Origin of the sequence: Ruegeria profundi (assembly GCF_020171505.1) — a bacterium.
In the GTDB taxonomy this organism is placed as follows: Bacteria; Pseudomonadota; Alphaproteobacteria; order Rhodobacterales; family Rhodobacteraceae; genus Ruegeria; species Ruegeria profundi.
Map to the genome: position 1 here is coordinate 529210 of NZ_JAIUZS010000001.1, position 25888 is coordinate 555097.

28 protein-coding genes are annotated in these 25888 nt (G+C 58.5%); 12 read left to right on the plus strand and 16 right to left on the minus strand.

What is annotated here, in order from left to right:
• Window positions 1–13 precede the first annotated feature (13 nt).
• On the plus strand, window positions 14–196 hold the full coding sequence (locus LCM21_RS02490; protein ID WP_224889171.1) for a hypothetical protein: 183 nt from the start codon (window positions 14–16) through the stop codon (window positions 194–196).
• 6 nt (window positions 197–202) lie between these two features.
• On the opposite strand, the gene LCM21_RS02495 is transcribed toward LCM21_RS02490, so the two are convergent.
• From LCM21_RS02495 to bcoG, 3 genes are read right to left on the minus strand one after another with little or no spacing between them, the layout of a single operon-like run.
• Window positions 203–961, minus strand: coding sequence for an SDR family oxidoreductase (locus LCM21_RS02495; RefSeq protein ID WP_224889172.1), 759 nt, complete (start codon window positions 959–961; stop codon window positions 203–205).
• A complete protein-coding gene (locus LCM21_RS02500; RefSeq protein WP_224889173.1) occupies window positions 958–2424 on the minus strand; it encodes a carnitine 3-dehydrogenase in 1467 nt (488 codons plus the stop codon). The genes LCM21_RS02495 and LCM21_RS02500 overlap by 4 nt, the downstream gene beginning before the upstream one ends.
• 39 nt (window positions 2425–2463) lie before the next feature.
• The gene (gene bcoG, locus LCM21_RS02505; RefSeq protein ID WP_224889174.1) at window positions 2464–3375 is read right to left on the minus strand and encodes a 3-dehydrocarnitine:acetyl-CoA trimethylamine transferase BcoG; all 912 of its coding nucleotides are present in this window, start codon (window positions 3373–3375) and stop codon (window positions 2464–2466) included.
• A 132-nt stretch (window positions 3376–3507) separates the two neighbouring features.
• Between bcoG and LCM21_RS02510 the strand changes: the two genes are divergently transcribed.
• A complete protein-coding gene (locus LCM21_RS02510; protein ID WP_224889175.1) occupies window positions 3508–4494 on the plus strand; it encodes a GlxA family transcriptional regulator in 987 nt (328 codons plus the stop codon).
• A gap of 64 nt (window positions 4495–4558) precedes the next feature.
• Here LCM21_RS02510 and LCM21_RS02515 read toward each other — a convergent pair whose 3' ends face one another.
• From LCM21_RS02515 to LCM21_RS02525, 3 genes are read right to left on the minus strand one after another with little or no spacing between them, the layout of a single operon-like run.
• Window positions 4559–5605 (minus strand): aldo/keto reductase, encoded by a 1047-nt coding sequence (locus LCM21_RS02515; RefSeq protein WP_224889176.1) that lies wholly within the window; start codon window positions 5603–5605, stop codon window positions 4559–4561.
• 37 nt (window positions 5606–5642) lie between these two features.
• A complete protein-coding gene (locus LCM21_RS02520) occupies window positions 5643–6101 on the minus strand; it encodes a DNA polymerase III subunit chi (RefSeq protein ID WP_224889177.1) in 459 nt (152 codons plus the stop codon).
• A 4-nt stretch (window positions 6102–6105) separates the two neighbouring features.
• The gene (locus LCM21_RS02525) at window positions 6106–7572 is read right to left on the minus strand and encodes a leucyl aminopeptidase (RefSeq protein ID WP_224889178.1); all 1467 of its coding nucleotides are present in this window, start codon (window positions 7570–7572) and stop codon (window positions 6106–6108) included.
• Between the two features lie 239 nt (window positions 7573–7811).
• Here LCM21_RS02525 and lptG point away from each other — a divergent pair, with 239 nt between their 5' ends.
• Genes lptG through rsmA form a run of 5 tightly spaced genes read left to right on the plus strand, consistent with a single transcriptional unit; the run spans window position 7812 to window position 14146 of the window.
• A complete protein-coding gene (gene lptG / locus LCM21_RS02530; RefSeq protein ID WP_224889179.1) occupies window positions 7812–8912 on the plus strand; it encodes an LPS export ABC transporter permease LptG in 1101 nt (366 codons plus the stop codon).
• Complete coding sequence (locus tag LCM21_RS02535) at window positions 8912–11074, plus strand: LPS-assembly protein LptD (protein ID WP_224889180.1); 2163 nt, start codon at window positions 8912–8914, stop codon at window positions 11072–11074. Before lptG ends, LCM21_RS02535 begins: the two co-directional genes overlap by 1 nt.
• Window positions 11065–12318, plus strand: a complete 1254-nt coding sequence (locus LCM21_RS02540) for a peptidylprolyl isomerase (RefSeq protein ID WP_224889181.1) — start codon at window positions 11065–11067, stop codon at window positions 12316–12318. The genes LCM21_RS02535 and LCM21_RS02540 overlap by 10 nt, the downstream gene beginning before the upstream one ends.
• On the plus strand, window positions 12315–13307 hold the full coding sequence (gene pdxA / locus LCM21_RS02545) for a 4-hydroxythreonine-4-phosphate dehydrogenase PdxA (RefSeq protein ID WP_224889182.1): 993 nt from the start codon (window positions 12315–12317) through the stop codon (window positions 13305–13307). Before LCM21_RS02540 ends, pdxA begins: the two co-directional genes overlap by 4 nt.
• Window positions 13304–14146, plus strand: a complete 843-nt coding sequence (gene rsmA / locus LCM21_RS02550) for a 16S rRNA (adenine(1518)-N(6)/adenine(1519)-N(6))-dimethyltransferase RsmA (protein WP_224889183.1) — start codon at window positions 13304–13306, stop codon at window positions 14144–14146. Before pdxA ends, rsmA begins: the two co-directional genes overlap by 4 nt.
• A 57-nt stretch (window positions 14147–14203) precedes the next feature.
• Here the strand turns inward: rsmA and LCM21_RS02555 are convergent, their stop codons facing one another.
• The 3 genes from LCM21_RS02555 to prfA form a co-directional block, all read right to left on the minus strand.
• Entirely contained in the window at window positions 14204–14785 is a 582-nt protein-coding gene (locus LCM21_RS02555) for a DUF4167 domain-containing protein (RefSeq protein WP_224889184.1), read from the minus strand.
• A gap of 243 nt (window positions 14786–15028) precedes the next feature.
• Complete coding sequence (gene prmC / locus LCM21_RS02560) at window positions 15029–15871, minus strand: peptide chain release factor N(5)-glutamine methyltransferase (protein WP_224889185.1); 843 nt, start codon at window positions 15869–15871, stop codon at window positions 15029–15031.
• Window positions 15868–16923 (minus strand): peptide chain release factor 1, encoded by a 1056-nt coding sequence (gene prfA, locus LCM21_RS02565; protein WP_068331717.1) that lies wholly within the window; start codon window positions 16921–16923, stop codon window positions 15868–15870. The genes prmC and prfA overlap by 4 nt, the downstream gene beginning before the upstream one ends.
• Before the next feature lie 63 nt (window positions 16924–16986).
• Between prfA and LCM21_RS02570 the strand changes: the two genes are divergently transcribed.
• The gene (locus tag LCM21_RS02570; RefSeq protein WP_224889186.1) at window positions 16987–17289 is read left to right on the plus strand and encodes a hypothetical protein; all 303 of its coding nucleotides are present in this window, start codon (window positions 16987–16989) and stop codon (window positions 17287–17289) included.
• On the opposite strand, the gene LCM21_RS02575 is transcribed toward LCM21_RS02570, so the two are convergent.
• The 4 genes from LCM21_RS02575 to LCM21_RS02590 all read right to left on the minus strand — a co-directional run bounded on the left by LCM21_RS02575 (window position 17215) and on the right by LCM21_RS02590 (window position 20838).
• Window positions 17215–17619, minus strand: a complete 405-nt coding sequence (locus tag LCM21_RS02575) for a DUF1499 domain-containing protein (protein ID WP_224889187.1) — start codon at window positions 17617–17619, stop codon at window positions 17215–17217. The two genes, LCM21_RS02570 and LCM21_RS02575, sit on opposite strands and share 75 nt — an antisense overlap.
• 63 nt (window positions 17620–17682) lie before the next feature.
• Complete coding sequence (gene speB / locus LCM21_RS02580) at window positions 17683–18630, minus strand: agmatinase (protein ID WP_224889188.1); 948 nt, start codon at window positions 18628–18630, stop codon at window positions 17683–17685.
• A 63-nt stretch (window positions 18631–18693) separates the two neighbouring features.
• A complete protein-coding gene (speB, locus tag LCM21_RS02585) occupies window positions 18694–19662 on the minus strand; it encodes an agmatinase (protein WP_224889189.1) in 969 nt (322 codons plus the stop codon).
• A gap of 12 nt (window positions 19663–19674) precedes the next feature.
• Window positions 19675–20838: a M20 aminoacylase family protein gene (locus LCM21_RS02590; RefSeq protein WP_224889190.1), complete on the minus strand. Its 1164-nt coding sequence runs from the start codon at window positions 20836–20838 to the stop codon at window positions 19675–19677.
• Window positions 20839–20904: 66 nt separating this feature from the next.
• On the opposite strand from LCM21_RS02590, the gene mazG reads away from it, so the two are divergent.
• The 4 genes from mazG to LCM21_RS02610 all read left to right on the plus strand — a co-directional run bounded on the left by mazG (window position 20905) and on the right by LCM21_RS02610 (window position 23722).
• A complete protein-coding gene (gene mazG / locus LCM21_RS02595; RefSeq protein ID WP_224889708.1) occupies window positions 20905–21762 on the plus strand; it encodes a nucleoside triphosphate pyrophosphohydrolase in 858 nt (285 codons plus the stop codon).
• A 63-nt stretch (window positions 21763–21825) separates the two neighbouring features.
• Entirely contained in the window at window positions 21826–22767 is a 942-nt protein-coding gene (locus LCM21_RS02600; RefSeq protein WP_224889191.1) for a nucleoside hydrolase, read from the plus strand.
• Window positions 22764–23276 (plus strand): GrpB family protein, encoded by a 513-nt coding sequence (locus LCM21_RS02605; protein ID WP_224889192.1) that lies wholly within the window; start codon window positions 22764–22766, stop codon window positions 23274–23276. The genes LCM21_RS02600 and LCM21_RS02605 overlap by 4 nt, the downstream gene beginning before the upstream one ends.
• A complete protein-coding gene (locus tag LCM21_RS02610; RefSeq protein ID WP_224889193.1) occupies window positions 23273–23722 on the plus strand; it encodes a GNAT family N-acetyltransferase in 450 nt (149 codons plus the stop codon). Before LCM21_RS02605 ends, LCM21_RS02610 begins: the two co-directional genes overlap by 4 nt.
• Here the strand turns inward: LCM21_RS02610 and LCM21_RS02615 are convergent.
• From LCM21_RS02615 to eno, 3 genes are all read right to left on the minus strand, one after another.
• Complete coding sequence (locus tag LCM21_RS02615) at window positions 23719–23886, minus strand: hypothetical protein (RefSeq protein WP_224889194.1); 168 nt, start codon at window positions 23884–23886, stop codon at window positions 23719–23721. The two genes, LCM21_RS02610 and LCM21_RS02615, sit on opposite strands and share 4 nt — an antisense overlap.
• 161 nt (window positions 23887–24047) lie before the next feature.
• Window positions 24048–24572 (minus strand): GNAT family N-acetyltransferase, encoded by a 525-nt coding sequence (locus tag LCM21_RS02620; RefSeq protein WP_224889195.1) that lies wholly within the window; start codon window positions 24570–24572, stop codon window positions 24048–24050.
• 38 nt (window positions 24573–24610) lie between these two features.
• Window positions 24611–25888, minus strand: a complete 1278-nt coding sequence (eno, locus tag LCM21_RS02625) for a phosphopyruvate hydratase (protein WP_224889196.1) — start codon at window positions 25886–25888, stop codon at window positions 24611–24613.

Below are 25888 nucleotides of genomic sequence, written 5' to 3' on the forward strand. Positions count from 1 at the left end.
GAGGACGACAGGAATGGACGCACTACAAACCGCACAATACGCACGGGCCTTATATACTGCTCATGGTGATCAGGCCGAGGCGGAAGCCGCGCAGAGAATGCGCGAATGCGAAGCCGCCGGGAATGTCCAGGAAGCAAAAGACTGGCAGGCGGTCCGCCAGACCATTCGCCAGTTTCGCGGTCCCAACCAGGGCTGACGCCACCTAGATTTTCGGGTCGGGGTTCACAGTATGACCATCCACGGCGATGACCTGACCCGATATCAGCCGCGCCGAATTTGAGGCGAGGAAAACAGCCATATTGGCAATGTCGCGGCCCTCGACAAACCTGCCCATCGACGTGCCCGAGGCATACCCTGCATACACCTGGTCGCGGGTCATGCCCTTGGCAGTAGCCTCACGTTGCAGAACACCTTCCATGCGCGGGCCTTCCACCGCGCCGGGACAGATCGCATTGGCGCGGATGCCGTGCGGGCCAAACTCCATTGCCAAGGTCTTCATCAACCCGATCACGGCCCATTTCGCAGCAGCATAGGGCGAGCGGTATGGATAGCCATATTGACCTGCGGTTGATGACGTAAGGATAACGCTGCCCGTATGTGCCGCCTTCATCAAAGGCGCGGCGTATTTTGCCGCCAAAAAAGCGCCGTCCAGATTGACCGAGATGCAGGATCGCCAATCGCTCAGGTCAACATCCTCGACGGCAGCGGTTGGTCCGGCGATTCCGGCATTAGCGCACAAAGCATCCAATCCGCCCTTGGTAGCAATGGACTGAAAGACCCCACTCATATCAGCTTCGTTCGTCGCATCGGCCTTTCGCGCCGTCCAGTGTTCGGGCACGGATTGCAGCGCGGTGGCATCTATGTCGGTGATCCAGACATCGTATCCCGCCGCATCGAACGCCTCGGCCATGGCCCGACCGACGCCCGAAGCGCCAGCCGTGATCAGCACGCGCCGTGTCATGCCGGTTTACGGATCGCGGCCCCGGCTCCCTCGGGGTACGGCAACCCGGCCTGCGCCTCAGCAATCTGCGCCATTGCGGCTTCGATCTCGGGCGATGGCGCACTGGGGCGACGCGTTTCAAGGCTCACATGCAGCAAAAAGCTTTCGCCCGTTGCCAGCAGCTTTTCACCCTCATACATGCTGTGGAACACGTGCAGTTTCTTGCCCTGCCCCAGCAACATCTGGGTGCGTATTTGAATTCTGGCCCCTGCGTGCACTTCGTCGATGTACCGAATGTGGTTTTCGGCCGTAAAGTAACTGCCGCCCGATGCGATATAGTCCATATCGCACCCGATTATCTCCATGAAACGGTCCGTCGCGGCGGCGAACGCCTCAAGATACTTCGCCTCGTTCATATGGCCGTTGTAGTCGGTCCAATCCAAAGGCACCGCACGGGACAGAGTCAGGATCGGCTGCGTCAAGTCGGCTTGTTCAAGCGTCGGCAAGGCACCGGGTTTGAGCAGCGCGTCGTGTTGGTTCAAAACCGCCCCCGCACCGTAATTTTGCGCCTTCAGCGCGCGCATCATGCCGACAAGGTTGTTGTCGCGAATGCGCTCCAACTCACGGATCGAGTGCATGCCTGATTGCGCATCGGATTGTTCGGCAATCAAGTCGACCAATTCATCGGTGAATTCGGGCACATCCATCAGCTTGGTCCAGGGCCATTTTAAAGCTGGTCCGAACTGCGCCATGAAATGCCGCATCCCGGCCTCGCCACCTGCTACGCGATAGGTTTCGAACAGACCCATTTGCGCCCAGCGAATGCCAAAGCCCATACGGATCGCCTCGTCCACCTCTTCAGTCGTGGCGATACCGTCCTTGACCAGCCACAACGCTTCACGCCAAACCGCCTCAAGGAATCGGTCCGCGATATGCGCGTCGATCTCTTTCTTGATGTGCAGCGGGAAGAATCCAACCGACTTCAACACTTTCTGTGCGCGTTCCACCATCTCAGGCGGGTTTTGGTCAGTCGGTACCAGTTCGATCAGCGGCAACAGGTAGACCGGGTTGAACGGGTGCGTGACTACGATCTGCTCAGGCCGCAGCGCGCCTTCCTGAAGCTCGGACGGTTTGAACCCGCTGGTCGAGGACCCGATGATCGCACCCGGATCACAAGCCTCCTGCAAGTCTTTGTAAACCCTTAGCTTCAGGTCAAGCCGCTCTGGTACACTTTCCTGTACCCAAGTGGCCCCCTGTACCGCCTCAGCCATTTCATCATGGAAAGTTAGTGTGCCTTCGGAGGGCAGCGGTACGTCGCTTAACCCTGGCAGAGACCGCCGCGCGTTGTCCAGAACCTCGCCAATCTTGCGCTCGGCCTCTGGGTCCGGATCAAAGACCCGCACGTCCCACCCGTTCAGCAGAAAGCGCGCGGCCCATCCACCGCCAATTACGCCACCACCGATGATTGCTGCTGTTTTTGTCATGTCTTCATTCCATTCCTTGGACGAGATTCAGCCTGCAATCTAAACCGGCGCCCGCTTGGTCAGCCCCAGTTTCTCACGCACGACCTGCGGCCCGATCACGCGCGCGCCCATATTTTCAATGATGGTTCCGGCCCGTTCGACCAGCTGCCAGTTTTCGGCCAGCACGCCCTTGTCGAGCCACAGGTTATCTTCTAGGCCAACGCGGACGTTACCGCCTGCCAGAACCGCCGCCGCGACATAGGCCATCTGGTTGCGGCCCAGAGAAAACGCGCTGAACGTCCAATCATCCGGCACGTTGTTTACCATTGCCATAAAGGTGTTCAGGTCGTCCGGCGCGCCCCACGGCACTCCCATGCACAGCTGCACCAGCGCCGGGCTGTCCAGCACGCCATCTTTTACCAGTTGCTTTGCATACCACAGATGACCGGTGTCAAAGGCCTCAATCTCGGGCTTTACGCCCAGATGTGTCATCATACGCCCCATCGCCTGCAACATGCCCGGCGTGTTGGTCATGACGTAGTCTGCTTCGGCAAAGTTCATGGTACCGCAGTCCAGCGTGCAGATCTCGGGCAGGCACTGCGCCACATGCTCAACCCGAGCCGCCGCGCCGATCATATCCGTCCCGTCTTCGCGCAGGGGCAAGGGCTGCTCGGTCGGGCCAAACACCATGTCTCCGCCCATCCCTGCGGTCAGGTTGAGAACGACGTCGACCTCGGCCTCACGAATCCGTTCCGTGACTTCGCGGTACAAGTCCAACCGCCGGCTGGGCGCGCCGGTCTCGGGGTCGCGCACGTGGCAATGGACCACCGCCGCCCCGGCCTTTGCCGCGGCGATCGCGCTTTCGGCGATTTGCTTCGGTGAACGTGGCACATGCGGGCTGCGATCCTGCGTTCCGCCCGAGCCTGTCACAGCGCAAGTGATAAAGACGTCGCGGTTCATTTCCAGAGGCATTGTGTTCTCCCCAGTTTATACCCGGTTTTGCCCTGAGTTTTCCCCAGGCTTCTCCCCGGATTCCGATTTGCGTTCGCCCCCGACTTTGACGCAGCCTTGGGAAAACACTTGCCAGAATGCGAATCGAACTTGATGAAATCCGCGAAAAACATATTGCAGCCCGAACATCGCGCCCTGAAAACAGCGGTGCTGGTGCTGGATGAATGCAACACGCTGAGTTTTGCCTCGGCAGTAGACCCGATGCGTGCGGCAAACCGACTGGCAGATCGGCCTGCCTTCGACTGGGATTATGTGACCGCCAAAGCGGAACCGGCCATGCTGACCAGCGCGCTGAGCGTGCCGGGCATCCCTTTGGCACGACTGCAAGGTTGCGACCTGATGATCGTTCTGGCCGGGTTCCAATTGGCCCGTCACGCAACTCCCAGCCTGCTGGCTGGCCTGCGCCGAATCGCAAACTCCGGAGCAACGATGGCGGGGATCGACGGTGGCCCCTGGCTGTTGGCCGAGGCGGGGCTTTTGGACGGCCACGCCGCGACCACGCATTGGGAAGACCTGGCAAATTTTGCCGCCCGCTTCCCTGAGGTTGACGTACGACCCGACCGGTTCACGGTCTCGGGCAATCGCCTGACCTCGGGCGGTGCGATCCCTGCGGTTGAGATGATGTTGCACATTATTGCCGCGCGCCATGGCGCGGGTTTTGCCGCACGTGTCTCCGGCCTCTTCCTCTATGACGGCGCGCCCGAGCCGACGAAACCGCAAAGCCGCACCGGTGCGCCGCACCGTCATACGGCGCTGACGGCCAAGGCAAACGCACTCATGGAGGCCTCTCTCGATGAACCTCTCCCGCTGGTCGATATCGCCGAGGCGCTTGGCACCAGTCCCCGCACTTTGCAGCAACAGTTCCGCCTGCGCCTTAATACCACGCCGCAAGACCACTATTTGCAACTGCGCCTGGCCGAGGCCCGCCGTCTGGTCACCGACTCGGACATGCCTTTGATGGACGTGGCGCTGGCAACGGGCTTTGCTTCACAATCCAGCTTTGCACGGGCCTTCCGCACAGCTCACGGCCTGTCGGCCCGTGACCTGAGGCAGGAAAGAACGCAAGCACCCCACCACTGATCGGGCTCTGCCCGCCCAGCCAAATTCAATGAGACGGTCGGGCGGGGCTTGGCGGGCAACGCCGCTAGAATGGCATTGGATGCGCGCGATGGGCCTGACCGATCTCGGCCATCACCTCATCGGATAGCCGAAGATCCTTGCCTGCCAGAATATGCTCCAACTGCGCCACTGACGTCGCGCCAAAAATCGCGGACATCATGAAAGGCCGTGTGCGGCACCAGGCCAGCGCCATATGGACCGGATCCAACTTGTGCCGCTCGGCGATCTCCAGATACGCGGCTACGGCCTGAAACACGCGCGGGCTGTTGCGTCCGCCCATCTCAGCCACCAGGGACATGCGTGAGCCGTCAGGCACCGCCCCACCCTGATACTTGCCGGTCAAAAAGCCTGCGCCCAGTGGCGAAAAGGCCATCAGACCGACATCCTCATGCACGCTCAGCTCGGCCATATCCGTATCGAAATGACGGCAAAGCAGCGAATACTCGTTCTGTACCGACGCGACCCGTGGAGCGCCCATCCGCTCAGCGATCCGCAGCCATTGCGCAGTGCCCCACGCGCTTTCGTTGGACAGCCCAAAGGCACGGATGTTGCCCTTATCAACCTGCGCCTGCAACGCCTGAAGGCATTCTTGCATGTTGTCCAGAACTTCATTCGTATTGTGTCCCGACGGGGCATAGTTCCAGTTTTGCCGGAACATATAGCTGCCCCGGTTGGGCCAGTGAAACTGGTACAGATCAATGCAGTCTGTCTGTAGCCGCCGCAAAGAGCCCTCGATTGCCTCAGGGATCGTCTGCCCGGAAATGGGCGCACCGTCGCGGGCGTGGGCAAACCCCGCGCCAGAGTGCTTGGTCGCCAGAATGTAATCCCCCCGGCGCGACGGGTTTGCTGCATTCCAATTGCCCAGAATCTCTTCGGTCCGGCCCACGGTTTCTTTCGAGATCGGGTTCACCGGATACATCTCGGCCGCGTCAACGAAATTGATCCCGGCATCCAGCGCCAGTTCGATCTGGGTATGCCCATCTGCCTCGGATGTCTGCGTGCCAAATGTCATCGTACCCAGGCACAGGTCTGACACCATGATTCCCGTGCGGCCCAAAGGCTTCATTTCCATCTGTCTCTCTCCTGAGAAGTCTTTCGGGACCAGAGCGTTATGCTTCGGCCTTTTTTTCCCAACGGCCCGTTTCCTCGGACCAGTATTGCGCCGCGCAGCCTGCGGCTGTCAGCGCTTTCCACTGACCGCGCGCATGCTGAACGGCGTGATCATCATTGCCATCGAACAGGATGCATACCCGTTCCAACGCGGATACTTCATCCGCATCCACAGGCGCGCCGTCTACCGCCATTAGACAGGCGGGATCATTCGCAGCCTCTGGTTCAGTCGTCAGCAATATGGGCTGCGCCGCGTCATGCGGACCACCAGCGCGGCCATGTGGCAAGAACCCATCTTCCGGTCCCAACCACAGCTTTTCATCCAGCCAATCCATCCGCGCGGGATCGGTACCCCGCACGGCAATTTTCCATCCGGCCTGACGTGCCTTGTCCAGCAACACCGGCAGTGTTGCTTCCAAAGGCTGTCGCGTCAGGTGATAGAAATAGACGGCGCCCATCAGGTTACTCGAAGTGATCCTGCACAAGGCGGCTGAGCGCGCGAACACCCCAGCCTGTTGCCCCTTTGGGCGCGTAGGAGGTTTCTGACGATACCGAGGCGACTCCCGCGATATCCAGATGAATCCACGGCGTTTCCTCTTTTACGAAACGCTGCAGGAACTGCGCTGCCGTGATCGAGCCTGCCGGGCGACCGCCGACATTCTTCATGTCCGCGATGCGCGATTTCAACTGTTTGTCATAGGCGTCGCCCAAGGGCATCCGCCACGCGCCTTCATCCTCGGCCTTGGCCGATTTCAGGAAGGCATCGCAGAACGTATCGTTGTTCGAGAAGACGCCAGCATTCTCATGCCCCAGACCGATGATGATCGCGCCGGTCAGGGTGGCAAGGTCGATCATGCCCACCGGCTTGAACCGCTCTTGCGCGTACCACATGACGTCGCACAGAACCAAACGACCTTCGGCGTCGGTGTTGATGATCTCGACCGTATCGCCCTTCATCGACTTGACCACGTCACCGGGGCGCGTCGCGTTTCCGGACGGCATGTTCTCGACCAGACCGACCAGCCCCACGACATTCGCCTTGGCCTTGCGCTTGGCCAGCGCCCGCATGGCGCCAGCAACGACCCCGGCACCACCCATATCCATCGTCATGTCTTCCATGCCGCCCGCTGGCTTCAGCGAGATACCACCTGTGTCGAAGACGACGCCTTTTCCGACCAAGGCCAGCGGCGCATCATCCTTGTCGCCGCCGTTCCACTGCATCACAACAACCTTGGACGGGCTGACCGATCCCTGCCCGACGCTTAGCAGCGTACGCATACCAAGCTCAGCCAGCTTGTCTTCTTCCAGAACCTCGACCTCAAGCCCCAGCTCTTTCATCTCAACCAAACGCGCAGCGAATTCGGTGGTGGTCAGAACGTTGGCCGGTTCGTTGGTCAGATCACGCGTCATCCGCACACCATCGGCCACGGCGTAGAGCGGAGCAAAGGCGGCTTCGACTTCGTCAGACTTCTGGTGGCTGATCGTGACAGAGCCGCCTTCGTCCGTGTCCTTGGTCTTGTGCGAATCAAACGCATAGCTGCGCAGCACGAGCCCCATTGCCAACTCTTCCGTTCGAACCTGGTTGCCTGCCATCACAAGGATGTCCTTGCCGCCTGCCAGCTTTGCCAACGCCGCACCGGCCTTTCGCGCCTCTTCCGCGTCGGGGCGGCGCGGTAGGACCACGATATCCAGCGCTTCGGCCGCCATGCCGCCGGGCCAAGCCAGCGAGATCACGTCGCCAGTTTTGACCTTTTCAAACCGGTCGCTTTCAACCAACCGCGCCACCGCACCACGAGTCAGGCGGTTGGCGCGGCGCACTGCGGGGCTCATCTTTCCATCGGCCGGAATGATAATGGCGACCCTGCCCTCGGCCTGTGTCATTAGGTCCGCGTCGAAAGGTTGAAACCGGATAGGTACAAGACTGCTCATCGCAAGCTCCTCAGATTCTGTTCACCAAGACCTAGCCCGCGCTAAGCATCTTGACCAGATAGCAGTTTTCCCCGCGCGCCAATTGCATTACAGTCCGGAAAAAAACCGGCCGGATCGAGGGACAGTGAATTGGCGAAACAGGGCAGGCATATGCCGAAGCGCATCTGCGTAGGCGATTGCGGCTATAGCCACATATGCCTCTGTTCCCACATCGACCTTCGCGGGTGGGAGGCTCGGCCGTGATCCTCGACCGTTATTTTGCCCGTCGTTTCATGCAAAGCTTTCTGGTTATCGGCGGTATTTTTCTGACGTTGATGATTCTGATCGACCTGGTTGAGCAAGCCCGGCGATTCAATTCAGAGAACCTGTCATTCGGCAAATTGTTGCACCTAACCCTTTTGAATACTCCGGCAGCCATTAACGAGATGCTGCCACTGCTGGTTATTCTGGCTACAATCGCGCTTTTTATTGGTATGGCGCGCAGTTCGGAACTGGTGGTGACGCGGGCCATTGGGCGATCAGGTATCCGTGCGTTGTTTGCCCCTGTGGCGCTGGCGCTGATCATCGGCGCGATGGCTGTCGCGCTGCTGAACCCAATCTCAGCTGCCACATCCGAGGAATACTGGCGCCTTTCCGGTGCCTACAAGAACCAGGACGATTCCGCGCTATCGATTACGAGAGAAGGCGTGTGGCTGCGTCAGGGTTCGGCCAACGGGCAGTCCGTCATTCACGCACGCGGCACAACGGCTTCAGATGCGCTTGAACTCACCCGGGTCACAATCATCACCTTCTCGCCGGATGGAAAACCGACGCAACAAATCATTGCCGACAAAGCACGCTTGTCGAGCGCCTCTTGGGTTCTGTCGAACGCAAAGATCTGGTCGTTGGCAGATGACGTAAATCCTGAGGGCGCCGCCGAAGTACACGAGCAGATCGAAATCCCCACCACTCTCACGCGGCAGAGAATTCTGGACACGCTGAGCCAACAGGGTCTGATTTCGATATATGATCTGCCCCAGCTTATCCGCGACCTCAAAGAGGCCGGGTTTTCCACCAAACAATATGAGGTGTGGCTGCAGGTCGAACTTGCGCGGCCTCTGTTTCTGATGGCAATGGTCATGATCGGCGCAGCCTTTACCATGCGCCATGTTCGCTTTGGCGGCACGGGGATTGCGGTGTTGTCTGCCGTTCTGCTGGGCTTTGCCATCTACTTCGTTCGCAATTTTGCCCAAATACTCGGGGAAAACGGTCAATTGCCTATCTTAGTCGCAGCCTGGGCACCGCCCTTTGCAGCCATTCTTCTGTCTCTTGGTCTTCTGCTTCATGCGGAGGACGGCTGATGCGGCTCATTTCCAGCCTTTTGCTGTCCGGTGCCGTCGCTCTGGCCCTGCCGGCGGTAGCGGCGGCACAGACCCAGCCATCAGCCAACCCGGCGCAGGATACACAACAGGAAGACCAGCCCGCCCTGCTTGTGGCGGACAAGGTTTTCATCACGCCTGACCGTGTATTGGTGGCTGAAGGCAACGTCGAAGCCTTTCAGGGCGACATCAAAATCACCGCTGACCGCATCACTTATGACCGAGAAAGCGGCGCGCTTACGCTCGAAGGGCCAATCCGCATCGATGAGGCCGGAGAGACAACGCTGCTGGCGGATTCGGGTGAACTGGATGACGGAATTCAGAACGGCCTGCTGATTGGCGCGCGAATGGTGTTCGACCAGCAGGTTCAGATCGCGTCGGTCCAGGCGACCCGTGCTGGCGGCCGGTATACGCAATTTAGCAAGGTATCGGCCACCTCATGTCACGTCTGCGCCAACGGGCGACCGCCAATCTGGCAGATCCGCGCCAGGAAAGTGACGCATGATCAACTGGAACGGCAACTGTATTTTGAAGGCGCGCAGTTCCGCGTGCTGGACCTGCCGGTGTTCTACTTTCCCTATCTGAGACTGCCTGACCCAACGTTGGAGCGCGCAACAGGGTTTTTGGTGCCCTCGGTGCGCACCACATCGCAACTGGGAACGGGCCTGCAGGTACCGTATTTCATCAAGTTGGGTGATCACAGGGACCTTACGCTCACCCCGTATGTTTCATCCAAGACTAAAACCCTGGGGCTGCGCTATCGTCAGGCTTTCAAGAAAGGCCGCATTCAGCTTGAAGGCGCCTATACACGTGACGATCTGCAACCGGACGAGGATCGCGGATACCTGTTTGCCAACGGTTGGTTCAATGTCCTGAACGGATACCGTTTCCTTTTCAACATCAAGACCACGTCAGACGACGCATACCTCGCCGACTATGGCCTGCCTGACTTTGACCGCCTGCGCAGTGAGATCGCGCTGGAGCGGATCAAACGCGACACTGCTTTTCGCACCAGCTTTATCCACTACAAAACACTGCGTGACAGCGAAGATCAGGATGAAATCCCGTCGCGAGTGTTTGATCTCTACTACCAAAAGCGCTTGTTCCCGACCTCTGTCGGCGGCGAGGTGCGGCTGGGCTTTATTGCCCACACTCATGAGCGGACCAGTGACGAGGATATTATCGGGCGTGACGTCGCCCGTGCCACCGTTGATGCAGAATGGCTGCGCAACTGGACATTCGCGACCGGCCTGCGGGTCGAAGCGCGCCTGGGCGCATCAATCGACAGGTTCGATATTCGCAATGACAGCGAGTTCCCTAACAATGTCACCCGAACCACGCCGCGCGCTGCGCTGACACTGCGCTATCCGCTTCGTAAGCAAGAGAGCTCGGGCGCGACGCAAGTCCTGGAACCGATTGCCCAGATCGGCTGGACCCATGTGTCCGACGAAGATATTCCAAACGACGAAAGCACTTTTCAAGAATTTGATCAGGGCAATCTTTTGTCCCTGTCCCGATTTCCCGCCCCGGATCGGCGCGAAGACGGGCTTACAGGTGTATTCGGGGTAAATTGGTCGCGCTATACAGCCGGGAACTGGCGCGCGCTGGTCACGATCGGTCAGGTGTTTCGCGCAGATGCCGACCCGAATTTCAACCTGACATCGGGTTTGCAGGGTACGTCCTCGGACCTGTTGTTGGCGGGACAGCTTAGCACGGCCAATGGCTGGACCTTGGCCGGCCGCGGCCTTTTGAACGGGGATTTCAGCTTTGCCAAGGCTGAGCTGCGTGCAGGCTGGCAACAGCAGACAGTTGGTGCCACGGGCAGCTATGTCTGGCAAGAGCCCGACCCGGACGAAAATGTGGACGACGAGATTTCGGAAATCCGGTTGACCGGGCGTTACAGGGTGGATGAAAACTGGAACACGCGGGCGTCGGCGCAGTATGACCTTAGCGAATCTGAACCGATCCGTTATGGGCTTGGTGTGACGTATCGGAACGAATGCGTGCAGGTTAACATGAATGTCAGCAGGCGATTTACTTCGTCGTCAAGTATTGAGCCTTCGACCGAATTCGGGTTTACCGTAGCCCTGACGGGTTACTCCGTCAAAAGTGGCGGCCAACAATACAAGAGAAGATGCAGTTGATTTCAGGTTTCACCAGTTTCCTCCGCTCCGGTTGGCTTCGTTCGGTCGCCCCTGCCCTTGTCGGGGCAATGCTTGCTTTGGCATCACCACAGGCGCACGCCCAAAGCCCATTCTCACCGGCGATCAAGGTCAACCAGGACATAATCACCTGGTATGAACTGACACAGCGGCAGCAAATGTTGATTGCACTTGGCGCTCCGGGCGCGACCGAGGATGAAGTACGCGACGCCCTGATCGACGACAGGCTGCGCCGCCAAGTCATGCGCGAAGCCGGGATTGAAGCCGCCCCCGAAGACATCGAGCTTGGCATCGACGAATTCGCCGCGCGGGGACAGTTATCGACCGACCAGTTCCTGCAATTGCTGGCTGATGAAGGAGTCGATCGCGAAACTGTACGTGATTTTGTTGCAGATCAGCTTTCCTGGCGCGACTACGTCAGCGCGCGTTTCCTGTCACAAGCCCGCCCAAGCGAGGAAGAGATCAACCGTGCCCTTGGTGAAGCTGGTGGCGGCGGTTTACAAGTTCTGCTGTCCGAAATCATCATCCCGGTTAATCCCCAAACCGTAGCGCAGGCCGAGCTTTTGGCGCAGGAAATTTCCCAGTTACAGGGATTCGATACGTTTTCATCGGCCGCAACGCAGTATTCGGCGGCGGCCACGCGGGACAACGGCGGGCGTTTGGATTGGCTGAACCTGTCTGACCTTCCTCCTGCGCTGCAGCCAGTTGTGCTGGGGCTGAAAGACGGCGACATTACGCAGCCATTGTCCCTGCCCAACGCCATCGCCCTGTTCCAGATGCGCGGCATCCGCGAGGTGGCCGCCGGAACGACCCGTTTTTCCGAGATCGACTACGCGATTTACAATTTGCCCGGTGGCCGCAGCGCCGAAACACTGGCAAGGGCTGCCAGGCTCCGCGAGGACATTGACACATGCGACGACCTCTACGGCGTCGCGCAGGGTCAGCCGCCCGAATTTCTGCAACGCATTCAGGCCAGCCCCAGCGAAATTCCGCGTGACATAGCGCTTGAGCTTGCAAAGCTCGATCTGAACGAGGTCTCGACCGCACTGACACGCAACAATGGTCAAACGCTGTTGTTCCTGATGCTCTGCACCCGCACCCGCGAACTGGGCGAGGACACGTCGCGCACCGACGTCGCCAACGCACTGACTCAACAGCGGCTTGCAGCTTTTGCAGAAAGCCTGCTAGCCCAGCTGCGTGCAGAAGCAAACATCGTCGAACAATGACAGCGCCGATTGCGCTCAGCTGCGGTGAACCGGCAGGAATTGGCCCGGAAATAGCAGCAAAGGCGTGGTCGGCTCTGCGCGACAGCTGCCCCTTCTTTTACATCGGTGATGCAGAGCATTTGCCGCCTGCGACACCTGTTGCGCGCATTTCACACCCGTCCGAGGCGAAAGATATCTGCGCCACTGCTCTGCCGGTTCTTCAACTGGACTTTCCCGCGCCCAATGTGTCCGGCGAACTCGACCCGGCCAACGCGCCATCGGTGGTTGCCGCGATTGAAAGGGGCGTGTCACTGGTACAAGCGGGTGCTGCGTCGGCGCTGTGTACGGCGCCAATTCACAAGAAAGCCCTGATTGACGGCGCTGGTTTTGGCTATCCCGGACATACCGAGTTTCTGGCCGCGCTTGCAGGCCGGGACCGTGTTGTCATGATGTTGGCCAGCGATCAGTTGCGTGTGGTGCCAGCAACCATCCACATCGCATTGTCCCAAGTACCCTCAGCTTTGACCCCCGAGTTGCTGACCGAAACCATCTTGATTACCGCTGAGGGACTGCGCCGTAATTTTGGCATCGCACACCCCCGGATTGCCGTTGCCGGGCTCAACCCGCATGCGGGCGAAGGTGGTAAAATAGGGTCCGAGGAAGTGGACTGGATCGCAAACCTGATCACTGATCTGCCTACGAAGGATTTTACCGTCACCGGCCCACACCCGGCGGATACGATGTTCCATGCCGCCGCCCGCGTCCGTTATGACGCAGCGATAGCGATGTATCATGATCAGGCGCTGATTCCTATCAAAACGCTGGATTTCGACAAAGGCGTGAACGTCACGCTTGGTTTGCCTTTTATCCGCACCTCACCCGACCACGGCACCGCGCTTGATATTGCTGGACAGGGTATCGCTACCCCCACAAGTCTGATCGAAGCCTTAAAACTCGCACAGCGGATGGCGCACAGCTCAAAACTCAGCATGTCGGCAACCAAGTCATGAGCACAATCGACAATCTTCCCCCGCTGCGCGAGGTCATCGCAAAACACCAACTATCAGCACGCAAATCGCTGGGTCAGAACTTTCTGCTGGATCTTAACCTGACAGCAAAAATTGCCCGCCAGGCTGGAGATCTCAGCGAATGCGACGTGCTGGAAATCGGCCCCGGCCCTGGTGGATTGACACGCGGACTGCTCTCTGAGGGCGCGCGGAAGGTTGTTGCAGTGGAAAAGGATACGCGCTGTATCGCGGCTCTTAACGACATTGCAGCGGCTTATCCCGGACGGCTTGAAGTGATTAACGGCGATGCGCTGGAAATCGACCCTCTTGATCACCTGACGCAACCAATCCGTATCGCGGCCAACCTGCCTTATAACGTAGGGACCGAGTTGCTGGTCCGCTGGTTGACCCCACCGCAATGGCCGCCGTTTTGGAAAAGCCTGACACTGATGTTCCAGCGTGAGGTCGCTGAGCGGATCGTCGCCCAACCCGGCAGCAAAGCCTATGGCCGCCTTGCCATCCTTGCTCAGTGGCGGGCCGAGGCACGGATTGCCATGTCTCTGCCCCCAGACGCGTTTACGCCGCCACCCAAGGTGTCCAGCACCGTTGTTCACCTGACGGCACTGCCCGAGCCGCGTTTTCCCGCAGACGCGGCCACGCTGTCACGTGTCGTTGCAGCCGCCTTTAATCAGCGGCGTAAAATGCTGCGGGCTTCGCTTAAGGGCGTTAAACCTGATATCGAAGACCGGCTTCTGGCTGCGGGAATCAAGCCAACACAGCGCGCCGAGCAGGTCCCGCTTGAAGCTTTCTGCGCATTGGCCCGCGAAATTCAAAAAGACTAGGCAAAAATGAAAAGCCCCGGAATGACCCGAGGCTTTTGGCAATGCTGGTGTTTGCGCTTATTCCGCAGCTTCGGGTGCGTCCCCATCTGTATTCGGCGCTTCGTCCGCTGGCGCAGCCTTGGGCTTTCGCGTGCGCGGACGACGGGCCGGCTTTTCTTTCTTCTCGGGCACGTCTACCGCCGGAGCCGCAGTCTGACTTTCCGGCGTCTCGACCAGGCCGGATTCCGGGGCTGACCCTTCGCTTGCGAAATCCATCACATCAGGTTGTGGAGATTCGGCCAGATCGGCTTGGCGGGCGGCTTCCCGCTCCTGCCGCTCGGCGCGTTCGCGGTCACGCTCGGCCTGGCGTTCACGATTCTGGCGCTCCTGCTCTTCCCGGCGTGCTTCGATTTCGCGCTGCGCTTCGCTCAGCAAACGCAAGTAATGCTCGGCATGCTGCTGAAAGTTCTCGGCAGCCACACGGTCATTCGAAAGCTGGGCATCGCGCGCCAATTGGTTGTATTTGTCAATGATCTGCTGGGGCGTACCACGCACCTTGCCTTCAGGACCCGAGCTGTCAAAAACCCGGTTCACAACGTTGCCACCAGAAGGGCGATTGCGGTTATTCTTGGCCCGCGAGCGGGATTTGGAAGATCTCATCTTAATTTACGTCAGCCTTGTCATTCGGTGCCGATCACGTCGCGCCCTGCACTGCTCAATGGCTTTAGCCGTCACGCGATGTCGACTTTTTTGGGCTTGGCGTCAGGGGCCCGCTGAAACAGCGTCAGCCTCGCCGACTGACTCTGAGTAAGCATGTCCAGCGCGTGCAGACAAGAGGTTTGTCCGAAAATTCGCAGCTTTTTTACAATTATCGGCACTTTTTAGCCTCACCTTGGGCTGCAACTATGGCATTCTGGCCATAACAACACGATCACGACCGTCCAGATCGGGGATGATCCGCGTTCCCGTCAGACCCGCTGCTTCAAACAACGACACAACGCATTTTCCCTGAGTTGGTCCAATTTCAACGAGGATGCGCCCTCCGGGCATCAGGAAGTCCGGTGCCGAGGCAGCGATATGGCGATATGCGCCAAGGCCATCACCCTCGTCCGTCAAGGCCATACGCGGCTCGTGCTCTCGCACTTCGGGCGAAAGGTCCTGCAGCTCACTCAGCGCAATATAAGGCGGATTGGAAACAATTAGATCGAACTGGCCTTGAATGTTCTCAAACCAGTCAGAGCATACAACTTCGGCACGCCCTTGTATCTTATGAGAGACCGCATTTGCGCTGGCCTGCAGGCAAGCGGCCTCGCTCAGATCTGCGCCAACACCCGTCGCGCTGGTCCGCTCAAGCAACAGTGTGATCAGGATACAGCCGGAACCGGTGCCCAAATCCAATACATGGTCAAACGGTTCGCTCAGCGCGGCCTCGATCAGCGTTTCGGTTTCGGGGCGCGGGTCCAGAACATCGCGGCTGACACGGAACCGGCGGCCGTAGAATTCACGTTCACCCAGAAGATGAGATACCGGCACCCGAATGGCCCGCAATGAGATCAATTGGTCATAGCGTTCCGCGATTTCGGGTGACAGTTCTTCAGGCGCGATCAGTGTAACCCGGCTGGCTTCAATCCGCGCGGCGTGGGCCAACAGGACCCGCGCATCACGAGCCGGATCATCCACACCCGCGGCCCGCAGGCGTGCGGTGGCTGCGACCATGGCCTGCGCTGCCGTCAGCGCAGCGATCATTGCGCCATCTCCGCCAATAGCCGCGCCTGATCATCAGCCGTCAGCGCGTCGATCACCTCATCCAAGTCGCCTTGCATGACCTGATCCAGCTTGTACAGCGTCAGGTTAATCCGGTGATCCGTCATACGGCCCTGCGGAAAATTATACGTCCGGATGCGTTCGGACCGATCGCCCGAGCCAACCTGGCTGGCCCGATCTGCTGAGCGTTCACTGTCGATCCGCTGCCGTTCCAGATCAAAAAGGCGTGTTTTCAGCACCTGCATCGCGATCTCTCGGTTGCGATGCTGCGACTTTTCCGAGCTCGTCACCACCAAACCGGTCGGCAGGTGTGTGATCCGCACCGCCGAGTCGGTTGTGTTTACATGCTGCCCCCCGGCCCCCGAACTGCGCATCGTGTCGATACGAATGTCGTTGGCGTCAATCTGAATATCGACATCCTCGGCTTCGGGCAGAACCGCGACCGTTGCGGCCGACGTATGGATGCGCCCGCCGCTTTCGGTTTCCGGTACGCGCTGAACGCGATGCACGCCGGATTCGTATTTCATCCGGGCAAAGACATTTTCGCCTTTGATATGGGCGACCACCTCCTTGATCCCGCCAAGGTCCGATGTCTGTTCCTCGATGATTTCAAATTGCCAGCCGCGGTTTTCTGCATAGCGCTGATACATCCGGAGGAGGTCACCCGCGAACAACGCGGCCTCATCCCCACCTGTGCCCGGCCTGATCTCAAGCATCGCTGGGCGCGCGTCCGCCTTGTCACGCGGCAAAAGCGCCAGTTGCAGCGCATGTTCGGCCTCGGGGATACGGGCTTGCAGCGCTGGAATCTCCTCTTCGGCCAATTCCTTCATATCCGGATCAGACAGCATCTCCTTGGCCTCAGCCAGATCAGCGACAAGCTGACGCCACGACATGATCTGATCAACAACCGGCTTTAGGTCAGAATACTCCTTGGCCAGCGCCGCGATATCCCCGCCCGAGGCACCATCCGCCATGGCCGCTTCGAGGTACTGGAATCGCTGGGTTATCTGCACAAGGCGTTCTTCTGGGATCATCCGCGCGGTGTCTCTTAATCCGAGGCTTTGGTCAAGGGCCGACCGTGTGCTAAGCTGCAGCTCATGAAAGGTTTGGCGCTTGTTTTTCTATTGTGCGCAGCCCCTGCCCTAGCCGATGTTGTAGGCCCTGGCGGCAAGGTACAGGACTGCTATTGTACCGATAAATCCGGCACACGCATCGAACTGGGCGAGTTGATCTGCCTTCAGGTCGATGGCCGCATGTTCACGGCCCAGTGCCAGATGTCGCTGAACGTGCCGATGTGGCGCGAAGTGCAGGAGGGGTGCTTGTCGTCAAACCTTCAGAGCATCCAGCCATCCATCAACTCGGTCCCGATTTACCCCGAAATCGCTCTGCCCAAATCGTAGACGCCCGTGTATGCGCAGGGTGTCACCGTCCTGCTGCGCTGTTGTGTAGTCCGGAAAACCAAAGACCCTGCTGCGCGTTACGTAGGTTACCATTCCCTCTGACACCGATCCCGCCAACACTTCGGTACGGGGCTCTTGCGTGGCAATGACATGCAGACGCTCTAGGCCATTGGGTAGATCTTCGACAATGCGGAACACACCGCCGGGCATGTCCCGATCGGCGTCACCGGCAAGGGCAACGTGCCAGCGATCAGGGTCAGACGGGGCGAAACGAAACGCGGTCAATGCGATCAAGAAGGCCAGCACCACTAAAATCAACACTCGTTTCATCCCGAACCTTTTGTTCTGCAGAGCAGTTCTCTGATCATTGAAATAGAGTGCGTGGCAGAATTTCTACCGTGATGCCACCCCAGGCAGGATGCACAGCATCTCAAACAGCAGGTTTGCGGCCGTAAGTGCCGTATTGCCTGACGGGTCGTAGGGCGGTGAGACCTCAACCAGATCGCAACCCACTAGGTTGATTCCGCCAAGCGCATGGATCAATTGCAGCGCCTGCGGGGTTGTTAGCCCCCCGATCTCGGGCGTGCCCGTTCCCGGTGCGAAAGACGGGTCCAGGCTGTCGATGTCAAAAGACAGGTAAACTGGGTGATCCCCGACGATCTTGCGGATCTGCGACCCGATTTCTGTAAGGTTTTGCTGCCACAGTTCCCACGCGGGGAACTGGCGGAAACCCCAGCCCTCGGCCTCGGAAAAATCCGATGCTGCGTAGCCCGAGCCGCGAATGCCGATCTGAAAGGTCTTGTCAGGAATGATCAGCCCCTCTTCGTAAGCGCGGCGGAAGACGGTGCCATGTGTCTCTTTCTCGCCAAACATCTCATCGTTGACATCTGCATGCGCGTCCACATGGACCAACGCAACCGGCCCGCGCTTGGCTGCGATCGCTCGCAGGATCGGCAATGTGATCGAATGATCGCCCCCTATGGCAACAGGCGTCACTCCGTTGGCCACGATGGTATCGTAGCTTTCCTTAATGATCTTCAAACTGTCGGCCAGTGAAAAGGTGTTGATTGCCAGATCACCAATATCGGCGATCTGCAAACTGTCAAAGGGCGCTGCAGAGTTTGCCATGTTGTAGGGCCGGATCATCGCGCTTTCGCTGCGAATTTGCTTGGGCCCGAATCGAGTCCCAGACCGCCACGAGGTCCCGATATCCATTGGAATGCCCAAAACAGCCACATCCAGCCCGGCCAGTTTATCCGATTGCGGCAGACGCATGAACGTGTTTGGCCCCGAAAACCGCGCAAGGTCATTGCCGCTGATGGGCTGGTTAAAATCAGTCATTCTTGAATTTCTCCCGTCTGGCCGTTTGGTTAGCCAGATAGCGGAAAGATGGCTAACCAATGGTTAACCCTGTTCCAACTTTCTCCAACCCAACAGGCAGATGATCTGCGTTGCTACATGCGCCCCCGCAATCGCCGTCGCGCCCGATGTGTCATAGGGCGGAGAGACCTCGACCACGTCCCCACCTTTGATGTTGATGCCTGCGATATCGCGCAGGATGATCTGCGCCTGGATCGAGCTTAGACCGCCCCAGACCGGCGTACCTGTACCGGGGGCAAAAGCGGGGTCCAGACCGTCAATATCAAAGCTCAGGTAAACCGGGCTGTCGCCAAGAATGCCCTTGATCTTTTCCGCCACTGCAGCGGGTCCGGCTTCATAAACCTCGCGTGCGTCGATAATGTTGACGCCCAGCGTATCTTCGTTGGTGGTGCGAATTCCCACCTGAACCGAGCGTTTAGGGTCAACGATCCCAGACTTCACTGCCTTGTAGAACATCGTCCCGTGATCAACGCGGGACATATCGTCATCCGCCCATGTGTCGGTATGCGCATCAAATTGCAGCAGCGACATGGGCCCATATTTCTCGGCATAGGCTTTCAGGATCGGAAAGCTGATATAGTGGTCGCCACCCAGCGAAACAGAGGCCACATCAGCCGCCAGGATCGTTCGGATATGGTCGGTCAGCAGATTGGGGAAGGCCGGAATATTGGCATAGTCATAGGCCACGTCGCCGTAGTCGATGATTGCCAGCTCACTCAGCGCATCAAACGGCCAGCCATAGGGTGCATCAGGGGATTGCAACGCGCTGGCCTCGCGGATCGCACGGGGACCAAGGCGGGTCCCGGGGCGGTTGGTGACGGCCTGATCGAACGGCACGCCGGTGACGGCGATATCCACACCGGTCAGATTCTTGGTGTAAAGCCGCCTCAGGAACGAGGTTGCCCCGCCAAACGTATTTTCAAAAGACAACCCTTTGAGGTCCGGGTTGGTAAAAGCTTCGTCTACCTGAGTCTTTGCGTCTTCCAGTGCCATGTGGTTTCCTTTTTACCCCAGCGGCTGCGCCTTTTCCACGATCCGCGCAAGGAACGATGCGCCCACCGGCGCGATCTCGTCATTGAAGTTGTATTTAGGATGGCGCAGCCCGACCCCCTCGCCCTGACCCAGAAACAGGTAGGCGCCCGGACGGACCTGCAGCATGTATAAAAAAGCCTCGGCCCCCATGTTGCGGGTCATATTGTCGACAACCTGTTCGGACCCCGAGACTTCGCGCGCGACGTCCGCCGCGAAATTGGTGCTTTCGGCGTCGTTGATCGTGGCGGGATAGTCGATCTCATAGTCCAGCCGTGCCTCGACCCCGAACGAGGCCGCCTGCCCCTGCACGATCTGCTCCATCCGCTCGATCACCATCTGTTGTACTGATGGATCGAACGTGCGCACCGTGCCGTTGATATAGGCTGTATCGGGGACGACGTTATTCACCGTACCTGTGTGAATCTGCGTGACGGAAACGACAAGATCGTCAAGCGCGTGGTGATTTCGACTGACGATGGTCTGAAGCGCCTGCGCGATACCACAGGCGGCCATGACCGGATCGCGGGTCTCGTGCGGCATGGCGCCATGACCGCCAACACCTTGGATATACACATGGAACGTATCCACCGCCGCCATGATCGCACCCGGTGTCGTGTGAAAGGCCCCCTCGGGCAGGCCCGGCGCGTTGTGCAGCGCATAGACTTGGGCAATGTCGAACCGATCCATAATGCCTTCTTCGACCATAACACCGGCACCGCCGCCCTCTTCTTCGGCGGGTTGAAAGATCAGAGCCACCCGACCACGAAAATTCCGCGTCTCGGCCAGGTATCGCGCGGCCCCCAACAGCATCGTGGTGTGGCCGTCATGACCACAGGCATGCATTTTGCCGGGATGCTTCGAAGCGTATTCGACACCCGTATCCTCAGGTATCGGCAGCGCGTCCATATCTGCCCGCAGGCCAATTGTCGGGCCGTCGCTTTGCCCATTGATGATCGCGACAATCCCCGTTGTTGCGATTCCTTCGTGCAGCTCATCCACGCCGAACCCTCGCAACCGTTCAGCTACGAAAGCCGCCGTTTCATGGCAGTCGAAGGCAAGTTCAGGGATGGAATGCAGATGTCGGCGCCACGTGGCCATATCGGATGAGAAATCAGCAATTCGGTTGACGACCGGCATCTGGGGTGGACTCCTGATCCTGAGTGCGGAATGCATGCATCTGACACCGGAACGAAAGGGTTCGCAATGGCCGAAAATCCTCTGATCCACGACAGCGACGCCGGGATCGAGCGTCTTCTGGAAATTATGCGCCGCCTGCGCGATCCTGAAACAGGCTGCCCGTGGGATATCGAACAGGATTTTGGCACGATTGCGCCCTACACGATTGAAGAGGCCTATGAGGTCGCCGACGCCATCGAACGCGAGGCCTATGACGAGTTGAAGGGGGAATTGGGCGATTTGCTGTTCCAATCCGTCTTCCATGCGCAGATGGCCGAAGAAGCCGGGTATTTTACCTTTCAGGACGTGGTCCGCACCATGTCGGACAAGATGGTCGCCCGCCATCCGCACGTGTTCGGAGACGAATCCCGTGAAAAATCTGCGGAGCAGCAGACGCTGGATTGGGAAACGATCAAAGCAGCAGAACGCGCTGGCAAAGAACAAAAAGGTGCGCTGGACGGTCTTGCAGCAAACCTGCCCGCCCTGCTGCGCGCCCACAAGCTGCAAAAACGCGCCGCGCGCGTGGGGTTCGACTGGCCTGATGCGAGCCACGTACTTGCAAAGATCACCGAAGAAGCCGCCGAGTTGGAAGAGGCACGCAACCGGATGGACCCCGACGCGCTTGAAGATGAGTTCGGCGATCTGCTGTTCGTGATGGTCAATCTGGGCCGCCATCTGGGTATCGAGCCAGAGGCCGCTCTGCGCCGCACCAACGCCAAGTTCACCCGTCGCTTTGAACAGGTTGAGGCACGCCTGGCCGCCCGTGGCAAGACCCCATCACAAAGCGACCTGGCCGAGATGGATGCGCTCTGGGATGAGGTGAAAACCGAAGAGCATCGCGCCAATGGCAAACTCCCGCCTGTGGATGTAACGAGCACCGCCTGAAACCGCTGGACAAGCTCGGTGACACTTGCGAGTGTCCGCGCTTCAAGATTCCTGAGGTAAGGCATGGCACCGCGCAAAATCATCATAGACACCGATCCTGGTCAGGACGACGCTGTGGCCATCCTGCTGGCGCTGGCCAGCCCGGAAGAAATTGAGGTGTTGGGGATCACCGCCGTCGCCGGAAACGTGCCGCTGGAGTTGACCGCCAAGAACGCGCGCATTGTCTGCGAATTGGCGGGTAAAACGCATATTCCAGTTTACGCCGGTTGCGACCGCCCTCTGAAACGCCCTTTGGTCACGGCAGAGCATGTGCATGGCAAAACCGGGCTTGATGGCCCCGTTCTCCCTGATCCACAAATGGCTTTGACCGACGGGCACGCGGTGGAGTTCATCATCGACACGCTGCGTAAGAACAAGCCTGGAACTGTCACGTTGTGCCCGCTTGGGCCGCTGACCAACATTGCCACCGCTTTTCAGAAAACCCCTGACATCATCGACCGGGTGCAGGAAATTATCTTGATGGGCGGAGCGTATTTCGAGGTTGGAAACATCACACCAACCGCTGAATTCAACATTTACGTCGATCCTGAAGCCGCTGATATCGTGTTTAAATCAGGCGTTCCAACCGTCGTTATGCCGCTGGACGTAACGCATAAGGCGTTGGTTACGAAACAGCGCAACGATGCCTTCCGCGCGCTGGTTACCAAGGTCGGCCAGGCTGTGGCCGAAATGACGGATTTCTTCGAACGCTTCGACAAGGAAAAATACGGCTCGGAAGGCGCGCCGTTGCACGACCCCTGCGTGACGGCCTATCTGATCCGGCCAGAGCTGTTTTCGGGCCGTCACATAAACGTTCAGATTGAAACACAGTCTGAATTGACCATGGGCATGACCGTCGCCGACTGGTGGGGCGTCACGGACCGCCCGCCCAACGCGTTGTTCATCGGGGATATTGACGCCGATGGCTTCTTCGATCTGCTGACAGAAAGACTGGCCCGGTTATGAGCCTTCTTTCCTCGCCCGATCCAGCGTGGCCGCAGCAGGCTATCACCGAAGTCACGCGCTGGCAGAATGCCGATTTGCCCGGTCTTGTTGAGATCCATCATATCGGCTCAACCTCGGTCCCTCATCTGCCTGCGAAGCCGATCATCGATCTGCTGCCGGTCTTTTCGGACCTCGATCAAATGGATGCCGCCCGGCCTTTGATCGAAGCATTGGGATACGAATGGCTGGGTGAATTCGGTCTGCCTGGTCGGCGCTATGTCCGCAAAGACGATCCTGCGACAGGTAAACGGATTGTGCAGGCCCATTGTTACGTCCAGGATTCATCAGAGATCACCCGCCACCTCGCGTTCCGCGATGCGCTACGCGCCGATCCGGCGCTTCGGGATGCTTACGCGGCGGAAAAGACCCGGTGCGGAAATCTGCACCCGAACGACTACCACGCTTATGGCGACTGCAAATCCGACTGGGTTGCCAAAGCAGAAGCCAAAGTATTGGAAATTATGAAATGAGCGCCGCACTTAAGCTCGCCCGCCCCGATGATCTGGACCGCCTCATGAGCTTGGTCGCGGCTTTTCATGCGGAAGAAGGCATTGAACAGGACGCGGATCAAAGACGTGACGCCCTTTTGCCATTGCTGGAGGGTATCCCCCACGGATGCATTTACCTGATCGGTCCGGGTCGCGCACCGTTGGGCTACATCATCCTGACCTTCGGCTGGTCAGTCGAGTTTGGTGGCATGGACGGCTTTGTCGATGAAATCTACATTCGCCCTGCCATCCGCGGGCGCGGCATCGCCACAGAAGTGCTGCACAATCTGCCTAAGGCACTGTCCCATGCAGGATTGACCGCCCTGCACCTTGAAGTCGATCGGGCGAACGAGACCGCGCAGAAGCTTTACCTGCGCACGGGGTTCAAACCGCGCGACAAATACATGCTGATGAGCAAGGTTCTTTAGCGCGACTCGCCGCGGAAGATGAACATCGGCGTATCCATGTCTTGAACCGGGTCGCCGGATGACACAGCTTCACCGGTGATTGGGTACGTCCCCGGCCCCGCACAGGCCGCCAAGAATATGGTGCTGATCACTGAAGCTACGAGAAGGAATTTAGAACCAGTCATGGTATGCTCCTTTCTTTAATTTGTTCAGAATACCTCAACTCGATCCGGGGCAAGTATGAAAAAGTTCACACATAATGATATATTTGATATTTTATTTTTTGCGCGATGGATTCCTCTGCGTTTTCAATTCGAAAACCAAGCATAAAATCTATGCATGTTCTTCAGGCAGAGTTGTTCGCGCGCAGATCCATCTCAAAAAACAGCAGATGACCCCTCGCGATTTCTGGAATCTCTGAATAAGCATCCCGCAAAGAGAACCCCATCGACAGGTACAAACGCGCAGCAGTCTGCATCGGTTTGCCTGTGTCCATACGAATATAATCAAATCCGCGCTCGCGGCACTGTTCGATAAGGGATTGCATTATCGCAAAACCAACACCTGCGCCCCGCACGCTATCTGCCACGAAAACGCGTTTTATCTCGGCTACGTGCGGGGCGATGGTGTGGAACATCCCGCACCCGACCGGTTGATCATCTTTCAAAGCAAGACGCATGCCACCGTTTGGCGGGCTGTGTTCCGTTTGTATAGAAGAAAGCATCCGAGCGTATTTTTCGCGCGGATAGAAGGTTCGAACTATTTTCCGAGAGTGCGCATCCAGCGTTAGCAGAAAATCACGATAGTCCCAGCACAGACGCCGGACCGCTTCGACTTGGTCCGGCGTTGTGGGTTCTGTAATGCGAAGCACAGGCTGATCCTCGTTCAACTCACGGATCAGCGTAGCATTCAGCGCTTAAGGATCGAAGCCCCGGCATATTCTGCCACTTCGCCCAGAGATTCTTCGATGCGGATCAATTGGTTGTACTTGGCCAACCGGTCCGAGCGCGCAAGCGAGCCGGTCTTGATCTGTCCGCAATTCGTTGCGACAGCAAGATCGGCAATTGTGGCATCTTCGGTTTCACCCGAGCGGTGCGACATCACGTTGGTATAGCGCGCACGGTGGGCCATATCGACGGCGCGCAGGGTTTCGGAGAGTGATCCGATCTGGTTCACCTTGACCAGCATCGAGTTCGCGCAACCGCGTTCGATCCCCTCGGCCAGACGCGCGGGGTTGGTCACGAACAGGTCGTCACCCACCAGTTGCACTTTGTCGCCGATAGCGTCGGTCAGGGCCTTCCAGCCGTCCCAATCATCCTCGGACATGCCATCTTCGATCGAAATGATCGGATAGTCGTTGACCAGAGCCGCAAGGTAGTCCGCATTCTCTTCTGAGGTCAGGCTCTTGCCCTCACCCGACAGAACGTATTTGCCATCCTTGTAATACTCAGTCGCCGCACAATCGAGCGCCAGGTGAATCTCCTCACCCGGTTTGTAGCCCGCCTTTTCGATGGACTTCAGAATGAAATCCAGCGCTTCGCGGGTGGAGGCGATGTTGGGTGCAAAACCGCCTTCATCACCGACACCCGTGGCCAGCCCCGCCGCTGACAGTTCTTTTTTCAGCGTGTGGAACACTTCGGAGCCCATGCGCACGGCTTCGCGGATATTCGCGGCCGAAACGGGCATGATCATGAATTCCTGAATGTCGATCGGGTTATCTGCATGCTCGCCCCCGTTGATGATATTCATCATCGGTACTGGCAAAACGCGGGCCGAGGTGCCGCCAACATAACGGTACAAGGGCTGAGTGGTGAAATCTGCCGCCGCCTTCGCAGTCGCCAGTGAAACGCCCAGAATGGCATTTGCCCCCAGACGGCCTTTGTTCTCGGTCCCGTCCAGTTCAATCATGGCTTGGTCGATGGCGACCTGCTCGGTCGCGTCAAAACCAACCAGTTCCTCGGCAATTTCACCGTTGACCGCCGCGACGGCCTCGAGCACGCCCTTGCCCATATAGCGCGACTTGTCGCCGTCACGCTTTTCCACCGCCTCATAGGCTCCGGTAGACGCACCAGAGGGTACAGCAGCGCGGCCCATGGTGCCGTCTTCCAGAATCACGTCCACCTCAACGGTCGGGTTACCCCGGCTGTCCAGTATTTCCCGTGCGTGGATGTCGATGATGGTGCTCAT